The sequence below is a fragment of the Microlunatus parietis genome, from assembly GCF_013407955.1.
Classification (GTDB): domain Bacteria; phylum Actinomycetota; class Actinomycetes; order Propionibacteriales; family Propionibacteriaceae; genus Microlunatus; species Microlunatus parietis.
This window is the reverse complement of sequence record NZ_JACCBU010000001.1, coordinates 6384337-6396093: the sequence shown is the minus strand read 5'-3', so window position 1 is coordinate 6396093 and position 11757 is coordinate 6384337. Positions and strand designations below refer to the sequence as shown.

Below are 11757 nucleotides of genomic sequence, written 5' to 3'. Positions count from 1 at the left end.
TCCGGCGTCAGCCTAGTGGGAAATCGGTCACTCGTGGCCCGGTCTGAGCAGGAGATCGGTCTCCAGGCGGTCAGACGGGCGGCAGGATCGCCCACAGGTAGGCGCCGACGATCATGGCGGGCCCGAAGGAGAGATGGGACCGCCGGTCCGCCCGGCGGCTCACGATCAAGATCACCGCGACGATCCCACCGAGCACGAATCCGGTCAGTAGGCCGAGCATCGCGGTCGTCGGCCCCAGCCAGCCGAGCAGCCCGCCGAGCACGCCGGCCAGTTTGACGTCGCCGAAGCCGAGCCCGTCGCCGCCCGGCGAGAACAAGGCCAGCAACAGGAACACCACCAGGGCCACCGCGGCCGCGATGCCGGCGATGGCGAGGTTGCGCCAGGAGCCGGCCAGTGCGGAACAGGTGATCAACCCGGCGGCGAACACCGGGTAGCCGGGCAGCGTCAGCAAGTCCGGCAGCCGGCGCACCTCGAGATCGATCAGGGCCAGCACGAGGGCCCAGACCAGGGCGACGGTGTACGTGATCGTGACGGCGAGCGGGTGCCGCCACAGCAGCGACGCCAGCAGCACCCCGGCCACCGCGACAACCGGCAGCAGCCACGGGTTGAGCGTCCGCCGCACCTCGTCGTCGGGATACCGGTAGCCGCGCCTGCGCAGCCAGAGCGCCGCGGCCACGCTCAGGACGAGCGCGACGGCCAGCGCACTCCACAGATCCACGGCGACCTCCATCACCGACCACGGCGAACCGATCCCGTGGCGACTGTAGCGTGTCGGGTGCCGCTCCACCCTCGACCCGAGGAGGACCCCGCCATGGCTCGCAGCCTCGCCGCTCCGGCCGTCCTGATCATGGTCCTCACCCTGCTCAGCGGCGGCTGTACGGCTCCGGGCCACGGCTACGTCTCGGAGTCGGTGGGCCGGCTCACCGTCGACCGGCCGGCTGGCTGGGACCTCGAGACGACCGTGGAATCGCCGTGGCACAAGGGATTCCGGGACGCCGCGGACGCGCCGGAGCAGCTCCAGCTGTCCGGCGACTTCGGCGCCTACGCCTCGGCCGGCCAGGCCATGGGCACCTTGATCGGCAAGGCCCAGGTCGGCCTGCCGTCGTTCCGGGTGATCGAGTCCCGGGAGATCACCGTGACCGGGGCGACCACCGCCCAGCTGACCCGCTACACCGTCGCGGACGGTCGGGACGGCGAGTTGTCCGGGCTGTGGATCGTCGCCGCCCACTGGCCGTACCCGCAGTCGGTCGCGGTCTCGGTGCTGGCCGCCGAGCGCGATCCGGCCCTCGAGCAGCGGTTGATCACCTCGATGCGGCTGCGGGCCGACCGCCGGTGATCATTCCCGGCTGATCATTTGGGCCTCGGGCTGGGTCCACGGACCCACGACCGGATGATCATGATCACCGTAGCGTCGGCGGTGTCCGAGGTACCGGAGCGGTCCGGGAGATGCGATGCGCCGATCAGCGAGACGCGAGGCCGGGGTGGCGACCCTGGAGTACGCGGCGGCCCTTGCCGTCGTCGCGTCGCTGCTGATCTCGGTCGCCCTGGCGCAGGCGACGGAGGGGCTCGACGTCCTGGCCCGGAACGCCATCTGCGCGGTCAAGAGTGCCCTCGGCTCGGCGGCCTGCGCCACCGGCCCCGAAGACCCGCCGCCCTTCGATCCGAAGCCGGAGCGGTGCACGGTCCGGAAACGTACCGAGCAGGTCAACTCGGAGATCAAGATCGCGTTCATCAAGATCGGCGAGAACGCCGGCTTCATCGAGACCCATTACAGCGACGGTACGGTCACCTACACCGCCACCGACGGCGCCGGCATCGGGGTCACCGGCGGCGTCGGCGCCGACCTCGAGTGGGGCAAGCTCGAGGCCGGGGCGAAGGTGGACTTCGGCTTCGGCGTCGAGGCGACGTACGGCAGCACCTGGATCTTCAAGGACCAGGCCGAGGCCGAGCGGATGTCCGGGCAGCTGCAGGACTACCTGACCGAGCAGCAGATCCTCCGGCACGACCCGAACTATGCGATCTGGCTGGCCATCCACGGCGCGACGGAGCCGCCGCGGCCGCCGGACCAGCAGGTGAGCACGATCAAGGTCGAGGGCACTGCCGAGGGTGACCTCGGGATCAAGCTGCCCTGGGAACAGGATCGGGGCCCGGGCACCGAGAAGTCCGAGGTGCCCGGGCTGAAGCTGGCCGGCGCCGGCATCGAGTTCGGCACCAGCGGCACCTGGACCGAGGTCCATGATCAGCGCAACGGCAACACGATCTTCACCACCCAGGGCGAGGTGACCGGTGCCGGCGAACTGACCGGAGGTCCCTTCGGCGACAAGCTTTCCGGCCTGCTCGGCTCCAGTCTGGCGATCACCCGGAACAAGGAGGGCATGATCACCAAGGTCATGATCACCACCACCCGGCGCGGCGATCTGGCCACCTCGACCCGGGGCGGCCAGGGCAACCTCGGTGGCGAGGTGACGGACACCGACTCCGAGGGCAAGGCGACCGTGACGACCGCGACGCTCGAGGTCGGCACCCCGGAGCAGCGCGCCGTCGTCGAGGCGTGGCTGTCGAGGGCGGCGTGATCTCGCCGGAGACCGCCTTTCCGGAGACCCTGGTGCCGAACGACACCCTGCAGAACCTCATGTACACCAACGCGACGGTGAGCAACGTCCAGTACGACAACGTGACCGACCGGACCGGGTTCGCGGCCGAGGTGAAGGTCGGCGTGGCGTTCGGGGTCGACTTCAGCCTGGAGACCGCGGAGTCCCGGGCCACCAGGGCCAGCTACCTGGGCACCTCCGGGCCGGACGGGATCCGGTATCCGATCGACTTCCGCGAATGCGTGGCGCGATGATCACCGATCCGTACCGCGCGGGCCCCGCCCAAACCGCCACCGCGGACTCGGGCTGGAGCGCCGTGGTGGTCCGGTTGCTCTGGCTGACCGTGCTCGGCCAACTACTCGGGTACGTCCTCGGCGCCCTGGTCGGCGCCGGCACCGGAATGTTCGGCCGGGCGCCCGGGCTCGGGCTGGTGGTGAGCGTCGGCGCGGCCCTGGTCGCCGGTTCGGCGGTCGGGCTCGCCGTGACGCCGGGGCGGTGCCGCCTCCCGGCTCTGGTGGTGATCAACGTCGTCCTGGCCGCCGTGGTCAGCAGCTTGTTGATCATGCTCGCCCAGGCCCGGCTGCCGGCCGGGGTGGATCGGCCCGGGCCGGCTGGGTTCGCGCCGACCGTGCTGGTCACGGCGTTCGGCCAAGGCCTGATCGGCTGCCTGATCTGGATGGCCCGAAGCCGTCGCCGATCACGCGCGGCGGCCCGCTGAGCCGAGTGAATCCTTTGACCCGGGCCCAGGCCGTTGCCGCGGCTCAACGCGTCCACTCGGCGATGCACGGTCGCGTCGACCGCTCATGATCACGATGCCGCATGGATGAGGCGCCAGGCCTGGCCGGCCAGGCGGCCCGGGCTGTCGGCCGGGTCTCGCTGCAGGGCCAGGGCGATCACGCCGGCGGCCACGTACCGGGCGTGCAGATCGGGCCGGACCCTTGCGAATCCCGGCGGCCGCTGGCCGGCCCGGAACCGCTCCACGAGCACCTCGGCCAGCGCTTCGACCAGCTGATCCTGCACCCGCGCGGCGGCACTCGGCCCGAGTTTCGCCAGCGTGGGTCCGGCGTCCGCGACGGCCGCGAACAGCGCCACCAGGTGCCGCGGCGCCCGGTCCCGGTCCGCCGCGAACGGGCATCCGGTCACTGCCCCGGCGATCGCGGCGACCCGATCGGCCAGCGCGTCGCAGATCAGGTCGTCCAGACTCGCGTAGTGCTGGTGCACGGTGCTCCGGTTCACGTCGGCGGCCACGGCGATCGACGCCATCGTGAGCCGGTCGGCGCCGTCGTCCAGCAGCCGCAGCGTCGCCGCGCGCAGCTGGGCCCGGGTGCGGCGGACCCGACGATCTCCTTCGTCCACGGCGGGAATGCTATCCGCCATCCGCACGTTAGCCAACACATGACGGATAACCGACTGATCATCGACGGGTACGCCGACTTCCTGTGCGGCTGGGGCTACATCGGCAAGCGCCGGCTGGCCCGCGCGCTCGACCTGGTCCACCGGGAGGCTCCGGCGGTCGAGGTGCAGGTGCGCTGGCGGCCGTACCTGATCGACCCGACCGCGCCGCAGTGGTCGGAGTCGATGGCCGGCATCCTGCAGCAGCCGGAACTGGCCGAGGAGCTCGCCGGTTGCGGCCCGGGTTCCGCCGCCGACAACCGGCTCCGGGCTCGTGACGCGGCCGCGCAGGAGGGCATCGAGGGTGACTTCGGCGCTCGCTGGCGGGCCAGCAGCTGGGCCGCGCACCGGCTGGCCACGGCCGCGCTGGCGCACGGGCCGCAGGTGCAGGACGAGGTCGTCGAGGAGCTGTACCGGCTGCACTTCGTCGAGCACCGGGATCTCAATGATCTTGGTCTGCTGACGGCGCTGGCGGAGCGGTTCCGGCTGCCGATGCCGCCCGGCACCGGCGAACTTGGCGCCGGGCTGGTCTATCTGCAGCCGGGCTTCGAGCCGGACGACCCGGTGGAGCGGGCGACCCGGGAGGCGCTGCTGACCGGCCGCGCGATCGGAGTGGACACGTCGCCCACGTTCGTGATCAACGGGCGGACCGCGGTGGCCGGCGCGCAGCCGGCCGAACTGCTCGCCGACGCGATCCTGGCCGCGCCCGCCGCGGGCCGGCAGCCGGAGGAGGTCCGCCGGCTCCGGCTCGCCGAGGCGCTGCTGGACCGCAAGGACCCGCACGGCAGCCTGTACCTGGCCGAACCGCTGCGCCGGGAGCACCCGGACGACCCCAACGTCCGGTCCCTGCTCGCCCGCGCCCGCGCCGCCTCGGCCAGCCTCGCCCCGGCCCGGGACACCCTGGCCGAACTGGTCGCGCAGTATCCGGACGACGGCTACCTCCGCGAGCTCTACGGCCGCACCCTCCGCCGCCTCGGCGACCCCGCCGCCGCCCGCGAGCTCGCCCTGGCCACCGCCCTCACCTCCTGAAACACCCCAAATGAATCCGCCGACCGGTCACCAAAGCAGGCGTTCTTGCGGCGTGTCGCTGCGAAAGTGACCGGTCGGTCGGAGGGAACCGGGGCGCTGCCGAGGAACACACGGGGAACAGCGTCCTGAGGACGAGATTCGCTCGCACCGGGAACAGGTGAGGGGCGGACCCGTCGGCCTGCGTTCTGATCATGGACGGTTGCCGATCATGGTCGCCGGTAGGCCGGTGTCGCGGACCGGCCGCTCACCGAGGAAGTTCGTCACCTTGATGATCTTGCCGCCGGCGATGGTGAGCACGGTCAGGTGATCTGCCCGGTACGAGCCGTCCGGCTGGCGCAGGTAGCCGGCCGCGGCGGGCTGGCCGTTCGCTCTCGTCGGAAGCATCCGCAGTTGGCCGGCCGGCCGGAACTGGCGCCGGGCCAGGAACGGCAGACAGACGGCAAGGCCACGGAACCAGGTGGTGTGCCCGGCCGCCTCGAGGCTGAAGTCCGAGCTGATCAAGGACTCGAGGTCACGGACATCGGCCCGCTCGAAGGCACTGATCCAGCGGTCCAGCAGCTCGCGGTCGCGGGCGGAGTCGGGCGGTTCGGCGATCTCCTGATCGGCCCGGACCTCGGCGATCCTGACCCGGGCGCGTTGCAGCAGGCTCTTCACCGCGGCCACCCCGATCCCCATCGCGGCGGCGATCTCGGCCGCCGGCCAGCCCAACACCTCGCGGAGCAGCAGGGCCGCTCGTTGCCGGGGCGCCAGGTGCTGGAACGCGACGATGAGGGCCAGCCGGACCGTGTCGCGTTCGACCACCTCGGCGGCCGGATCGCCGCCGGACCGGCCGAGGGCCGCGTCGGGCAGCGGCTCCAGCCAGGCCACGGTCGAGTCGGTCCCGACCGGAGCATCCGGGTCACCGGACGGCGCGCCCAGACCCGACGGAAGGAAGCGGCGGCTGTGGTGCTGCAGCGCAGTCAGGCAGGCGTTGGTCGCGATCCGGTACAGCCAGGTCTTGACCGACGACCGGCCCTCGAAGTCGCCGATCCCTCGCCGCGCCCGCAGGTACGTCTCCTGGACCAGATCCTCGGCATCGTGGTACGAGCCGACCATCCGGTAACAGTGCGCCAGCAGGGCGCTGCGCAACGCCTCGAACTCGCGCTCGAACTCGGCGTCCGTCAGCGCAGGCACGGTTGCTGCGGTCACGCGATGCCCTCCTCGGCTCCCGTTGACTTCGTCATACCGCTCAGACTTCCGCGCCGACCGAGAGGAATCGGTTCGTTCGGCGACGGCCGACGACCAGTCGAACGCAGAGCGCCGATCACCGATTCCCCGGCGCCTCGATCGAGGTCAACACCTGTGGGACGGCCGACCGGCCACCCGACCCCGAACCCGGAGGCCCCGTTGTCACCACAGTCATCAGCCACCAACCGGATCGCCCGCGCCGAGGAGTTCCGGCGGCTGCACCAGGACGTGTTCCTGCTCCCGAACGCCTGGGACCCGCCGAGTGCGTACGCCCTCGCCACGGCCGGAGCACCGGCGCTGGCGACCACCAGCGCCGGCATCGCCTGGTCCCGCGGCGTCCCGGACGGCGGCGGGCTCGCCGTCGCCGACGCGCTCGACGCCTTCGAACGGATCGCCGCCACGGTGGATCTCCCGGTCTCGGCCGACCTGGAACGCGGCTACGCAGACTCGCCGGCAGAGATCGCCGCCAACGTCGCCGAGTTCGTCGAGCGCGGGGCGTCGGGCGTCAACCTCGAGGACGCCACGGCCGGCTCGGTCGTGCCGCTCGCCGACCAGGTCGTGGTGCTGGAGCGGGTACGCGCCGCGATCGACCGGACCGGCATCCCGGCCTTCCTCAACGCCCGGACCGACGTCTTCCTCAGGGCCGCCCCGGACGCCGACCCGGAGGACCTGCTGAGCCAGGTCGTCGACCGCGCCGGGGCCTACCGCGCGGCCGGTGCCGACGGACTGTTCGTGACCGGGCTGAGCGACTCCGAGCTGATCCGCCGGTTGTGCGGCAAGGTCGAGCTGCCGGTGAACATCGGTCCGGTGACCACCGACCGTGACGACCTGCGAGCGCTCGGGGTCCGGCGGGTCACCTGGGGGCCGACCCTGGCGATGAGCACGTACGGATTCGTCCGCGACCGGGTCGCCACGGTGCTGAGCGGCGAACCGGCGGCCCAGGCTGCGATGCTCAACCTGACCGAGCGCTGGCCGTCATGATCGATCGCGGTCCCGCCGAGATCGGCCGCCCGACCTGACCCGATCGCCCGGCCCGACCTGACCCGATCGCCCGGCCCGACCAGACCCGGCCTCTCACCACCCTCACCGAGTAGTCACTTCTGCAGCGACACGCCGCCAAAACCGCTGCTTTTGTGACCGGTCGGCGGGTTCTTTTGGGGGGTCGGCGGTCAGTCTTCGCCGAGGTAGGCCTTGCGGACGTTCTCGTTGGTCAGCAGGTTGACGCCGGTGTCGTGCAGGACGATCTTGCCGACCTCGAGGACGTACCCGTAATCGGCGAGTGAGAGGGCCGCCTGGGCGTTCTGTTCCACCAGCAGGATGGTGACGCCTTCGGCCTTCAGCTCGGCGATCGTGTTCATGATCACCTGCATCATGATCGGCGACAGTCCCATCGACGGCTCGTCGAGCATCAGCAGCCTCGGGCTGCTCATCATGGCCCGGCCGATGGCCAGCATCTGCTGCTCGCCGCCGGAGAACAGGCCGGCGGACTGGTGGCGGCGCTGGGCCAGCACGTCGAACAGCTGATACACCCGGGCCAGGTCGCGCTGGATCCCGGCCCGGTCGCGCCGGGCGAACGCACCCAGCATCAGGTTCTCCTCGACCGTGAGGCGCGGGAACAGCCGCCGGCCCTCGGGCGACTGCGCGACGCCCAGCCGGACGATCTGGTGGGCCGGCATCCCGTCCAGCCGCACCCCGTCGAACAGGATCTCGCCGGATTCCACCGGCAGCAGCCCGGACACCGTCCGCAGCGTCGTCGTCTTGCCGGCGCCGTTGGTCCCGATCAGCGTGACCACCTGGCCTTCGTCGACGGTGAAGCTGATCCCCTTCACCGCACGGACCCGGCCGTAGGCGACCTTCAGGTCTTTCACCTCAAGCATCGCGGGTCCCCCGTTCGCCGACAGTGCCATCCGGTTCGGCCCGGCGCGGCGCCGGTTCGGTCTCGTCCCGCTCCGCCGGCCCAGTTCCGATGTAGGCCTCGATCACCTGCGGGTCGGACTGGACGACCTCGGGAGTGCCCTCCACCAGGATCTTGCCCTGGACCAGGCATACGACCCGGTCGCACAGGTTGAAGATGAACCGCATGTCGTGCTCGATCACGACGATCGCCAGGCCGAGGTCGCGGATCCGCCGGATCAGTTCCTCCGCCTGCCGGGTCTCCTGCGGATTCATGCCGGCGGTCGGCTCGTCGAGCAGCAGCACCTTCGGCTCGGTGGCCAGCGCCCGGGCGATCTCGAGCCGCCGCTGGTCGCCGTACGAGAGGTTGCGGGCCAGGTGATCGCCGGAGCCGCCGATCCCGACGAAGTCGAGCAGCTGGTCGGCCAGCTGTTCGGTCTCGCGCTCCTCGCGCCGGTACTTGAAGCCCCGGATGATCGAGGTGAACGGGCCAGCGCTGGTCCGGCAGTAGCGCCCGACCATGACGTTCTCGCGGGCGGTCATGTTGGCGAACAGCCGGATGTTCTGGAACGTCCGCGCCATCCCGGCCTGGACCACCTTGCGCGGCTTCGGCGGCAGGACGGTGCCGTTGAACGTCACCCGGCCGGCGGTCGGCTGATAGAGCCCGGTCAGGCAGTTGAAGAACGTGGTCTTGCCGGCGCCGTTCGGGCCGATCAGCCCGACGATCTCGCCGAGCCGGGCCTGGAAGCCCACGTGGTCGACGGCGACCAGGCCGCCGAACCGCATGGACACGTCCTGGGCCTCGAGGATCGGCCGGTCCGGGTCGATCCCCATCAGTTGCGGCGCCAGCTGCTCGCCGGTCTCCGGATCGGTGCCGGGCGGCGGCTCGTCGTGCGCAGTGCTCATGTCCGCGCCCCCTCGGCCGGTACGGGCTCGCCCTCGTCGAGCTTCTCGGCCAGTTCCTCGTCCTCCTCGTGGAACTCCAACTGCCGTCGACGGCTCGGCACCATGCCTTCCGGCCGGAACCGCATCATCACCACGAGCAGCACGCCGAACAGCAGCAGCCGCAACTCGGCGAAATCGCGCAGCTTCTCCGGCGCCAGCTTGAGCAGCGTCGCGCCGACCAGGACACCGACCACGGTGCCCATGCCGCCGAGGACGACCGCGGAGAGCAGGAACGCCGACTCGAGGAACATGTACTGACCGGGATTGATCGAGATGTCGTGATGGGCCTTGACGGAGCCGGCCAGGCCGGCCAGGAAGGCGCCGCCGGCGAACGCGAACAGCTTCAGCCCGAAGGTGTTGACCCCCATCGCCTCGGCCGCCTTCTCGTCCTCCCGGATGGCGATCCAGCCGCGCCCGATCCGGCTGTTGTTCAGCCGAGTCACGACCAGCACCACGAACAGCAAGATCAACAACAGCAGGAAGTAGTAGTTGGCGAACCGGGGCAATGGCGCGAAGATGCCGAGGAACGGTGGCGGGTTGCCGAAGTCGTACCCGAGCGGATCCAGGTCGGGAATCGCGGGGATGCCGTTCGGGCCGTGCGTCAGATCCGGGCCGGAGATGCCGTCCAGGTTGAGCACCGCGATCCGGAAGATCTCGCCGAACGCGAGGGTGACGATCGCCAGGTAATCGCCGGACACCCGCAGCGTCGGCGACCCGATGATCAGGCCGAAGGTCGCGCTGACACAACCGGAGATCAACATCACCACCGGGAACGGTGGCTGGACGTCGATCGTCGCGAACGCCGACTGGGACAGCATCGCGGCGACGTAGGCCCCTGCGCCGAGGAACGCGACGTAGCCGAGGTCGAGCAGGCCGGCCAGGCCGACCACGATGTTCAGCCCCAGCGCCGTCATGGCGAAGATGATCACCTGGGTCGCGATCGAGAGGTTCGCGTCCGAAGTGCCCTGGGTGAACGGGAACAGGATCGCCGCCAGGATCGCCGCCGTGACCAGCACCGGCCGGCGCCGGGACGACACCCCGGAGTACCAGGCCATGACTCCGGACCGGACCAGCACTGCCGCCGCGATGCCGACGAACGTGACAAAGCAGACGAAGCCGCCGCCGTCATCGAAGTCGAGAGCGAACACGACCGCGAAGAACGCTGCGCCCATGAACGCCGCGACGGCGAGGATCTCGACGACCGCCGGTCCCTCCAGCTCGCCGAATCGCGGCTCCGGGGCGGGCTCGATCAGCCGGGTGCCGGCGAACGCGATCACCGCACCGGCCAGGGCCAGCCAGCCGCCCGGCTCGACGTTGATCAAGCCGCCGAGCTCCAGCGCGATGGTGACCATGATCAACGCGAGGTAGATCAGCGCACCGGTCGCGGCGGCGCGGGCGCCGCGACGCCAGCCCGGCGCCCGGCTGCCGCGCCGGCGCGGGATCAACCGGTCCAGCAGCGTGCCGGCGATGATCACCGCGCCGAGCGCCAGCGCCAGGAACTGCAGCACGGACGGGTAGAACGCCACCGACATGTCGTCCAGGGCCGCGTCGTCGTAGGCCCAGGGCAGGAACGGCGCGACCACGATCAGCGCCCCGCCGACCAGGGCGACGATCCACGCGAACGGCTCGGACCGCCGGATCAGGTCCGGGGTGATCAACCGGGGCAGCGCCAGCCTGGCCCAACCACCACCAACACGCGGGCTCATGCGCGATCGACCACCCTCGCGCCGAGCAGGCCCTGCGGCCGGAACACCAGTACCAAGATCAACAGTACGAAGGCCCAGACGTCCTTCCAGGCCGAGCCGCTGAACGGCAGCGCGGTCGCCAGCGCCTCGGCCACGCCGAGCACCAGGCCGCCGACCACGGCACCGTAGATGTTGCCGATGCCGCCGAGCACCGCGGCCGTGAACGCCTTCAGCCCGGCCAGGAAGCCCATGTGGAACTGCACCTGGGTGTAGCGCAGCCCGTACGCCAGCCCGGCGACCGCGGCCAACGCCGCGCCCACGCCGAAGGCCAGCATGATGATCCGGTCGACGTTGATGCCCATCAGGCGCGCCGTGTCCGGATCCTGCGACGCCGCCTGCATCGCCCGGCCGAGCCGGCTCCGGTTCACGAACAGGTAGAGGAGCACGGTGCAGAGGACCAGCGCGAGCAGGGTGAAGACGGAGCCGCGCTGAATACTCAGTCCTGGTCCCAGCGGGATCGCCGAACCGCTGACCAGGTCGAGCTGCGGGAACACCACCGCGGCCTTGGCGCTGGGGAACCCCGGGATCCGGTCGTAGAAGAGCCGGACCGCCTCCTGCAGCACGATCGAGACGCCGATCGCCGTGATGAACGGCGCCAGTCTCGGTGCGTTGCGCAGCGGTCGGTACGCGAATCTCTCCATCAGCAACGCCACCGCCACCGCGACCGCGATGCCACCGATCAGCATCAGCGGGAAGATCCACAGAGCGACCGGCCGTCCCGGCGACAGCAGCCACACCGCCACCGCGCCGAACCCGCCGAGCATGAAGATCTCACCGTGAGCGAAGTTGATCAACTGCACGATGCCGTACACCACCGTGTAGCCGACCGCGATCAGGGCGTACATCGCACCGAGCGACAGTCCGTCGATCAGCTGCTGAAGCAGCACCACGAGGTCAAGCTCCTCTCATCCACTTCCCGCAGCTGCACCTTCAAG

13 protein-coding genes are annotated in these 11757 nt (G+C 70.8%); 6 read left to right on the top strand and 7 right to left on the bottom strand.

The window, feature by feature from the left end; translation table 11 throughout:
- Nucleotides 1-70: 70 nt before the first annotated feature.
- Entirely contained in the window at nucleotides 71-718 is a 648-nt protein-coding gene (locus BKA15_RS30820; RefSeq protein WP_179757491.1) for a prepilin peptidase, read from the bottom strand.
- Nucleotides 719-811: 93 nt separating this feature from the next.
- Here BKA15_RS30820 and BKA15_RS30815 point away from each other — a divergent pair, with 93 nt between their 5' ends.
- From BKA15_RS30815 to BKA15_RS30800, 4 genes are all read left to right on the top strand, one after another.
- Nucleotides 812-1336 (top strand): hypothetical protein, encoded by a 525-nt coding sequence (locus BKA15_RS30815; protein ID WP_179757490.1) that lies wholly within the window; start codon nucleotides 812-814, stop codon nucleotides 1334-1336.
- Between the two features lie 115 nt (nucleotides 1337-1451).
- Nucleotides 1452-2573: a hypothetical protein gene (locus BKA15_RS30810; protein ID WP_179757489.1), complete on the top strand. Its 1122-nt coding sequence runs from the start codon at nucleotides 1452-1454 to the stop codon at nucleotides 2571-2573.
- Nucleotides 2552-2845, top strand: coding sequence for a hypothetical protein (locus BKA15_RS30805; RefSeq protein ID WP_179757488.1), 294 nt, complete (start codon nucleotides 2552-2554; stop codon nucleotides 2843-2845). The genes BKA15_RS30810 and BKA15_RS30805 overlap by 22 nt, the downstream gene beginning before the upstream one ends.
- The gene (locus BKA15_RS30800) at nucleotides 2842-3309 is read left to right on the top strand and encodes a hypothetical protein (RefSeq protein ID WP_179757487.1); all 468 of its coding nucleotides are present in this window, start codon (nucleotides 2842-2844) and stop codon (nucleotides 3307-3309) included. The genes BKA15_RS30805 and BKA15_RS30800 overlap by 4 nt, the downstream gene beginning before the upstream one ends.
- 89 nt (nucleotides 3310-3398) lie before the next feature.
- On the opposite strand, the gene BKA15_RS30795 is transcribed toward BKA15_RS30800, so the two are convergent.
- On the bottom strand, nucleotides 3399-3947 hold the full coding sequence (locus BKA15_RS30795; RefSeq protein ID WP_179757486.1) for a TetR/AcrR family transcriptional regulator: 549 nt from the start codon (nucleotides 3945-3947) through the stop codon (nucleotides 3399-3401).
- A 39-nt stretch (nucleotides 3948-3986) separates the two neighbouring features.
- On the opposite strand from BKA15_RS30795, the gene BKA15_RS30790 reads away from it, so the two are divergent.
- Nucleotides 3987-5012, top strand: coding sequence for a DsbA family protein (locus tag BKA15_RS30790; protein ID WP_218871649.1), 1026 nt, complete (start codon nucleotides 3987-3989; stop codon nucleotides 5010-5012).
- Between the two features lie 189 nt (nucleotides 5013-5201).
- Here BKA15_RS30790 and BKA15_RS30785 read toward each other — a convergent pair whose 3' ends face one another.
- On the bottom strand, nucleotides 5202-6200 hold the full coding sequence (locus BKA15_RS30785; RefSeq protein ID WP_312879553.1) for an RNA polymerase subunit sigma-70: 999 nt from the start codon (nucleotides 6198-6200) through the stop codon (nucleotides 5202-5204).
- 153 nt (nucleotides 6201-6353) lie between these two features.
- Between BKA15_RS30785 and BKA15_RS30780 the strand changes: the two genes are divergently transcribed.
- Nucleotides 6354-7220: an isocitrate lyase/PEP mutase family protein gene (locus tag BKA15_RS30780; protein WP_179757485.1), complete on the top strand. Its 867-nt coding sequence runs from the start codon at nucleotides 6354-6356 to the stop codon at nucleotides 7218-7220.
- Between the two features lie 188 nt (nucleotides 7221-7408).
- Here the strand turns inward: BKA15_RS30780 and BKA15_RS30775 are convergent, their stop codons facing one another.
- The 4 genes from BKA15_RS30775 to BKA15_RS30760 are packed head-to-tail and all read right to left on the bottom strand — an operon-like array spanning nucleotide 7409 to nucleotide 11712.
- Complete coding sequence (locus BKA15_RS30775; protein ID WP_179757484.1) at nucleotides 7409-8116, bottom strand: ABC transporter ATP-binding protein; 708 nt, start codon at nucleotides 8114-8116, stop codon at nucleotides 7409-7411.
- Nucleotides 8109-9038, bottom strand: coding sequence for an ABC transporter ATP-binding protein (locus BKA15_RS30770; protein WP_246322459.1), 930 nt, complete (start codon nucleotides 9036-9038; stop codon nucleotides 8109-8111). The genes BKA15_RS30775 and BKA15_RS30770 overlap by 8 nt, the downstream gene beginning before the upstream one ends.
- Nucleotides 9035-10783, bottom strand: a complete 1749-nt coding sequence (locus tag BKA15_RS30765) for a branched-chain amino acid ABC transporter permease (RefSeq protein WP_179757483.1) — start codon at nucleotides 10781-10783, stop codon at nucleotides 9035-9037. Before BKA15_RS30765 ends, BKA15_RS30770 begins: the two co-directional genes overlap by 4 nt.
- A complete protein-coding gene (locus tag BKA15_RS30760; protein WP_312879551.1) occupies nucleotides 10780-11712 on the bottom strand; it encodes a branched-chain amino acid ABC transporter permease in 933 nt (310 codons plus the stop codon). Before BKA15_RS30760 ends, BKA15_RS30765 begins: the two co-directional genes overlap by 4 nt.
- Between the last annotated feature and the right edge of the window lie 45 nt (nucleotides 11713-11757).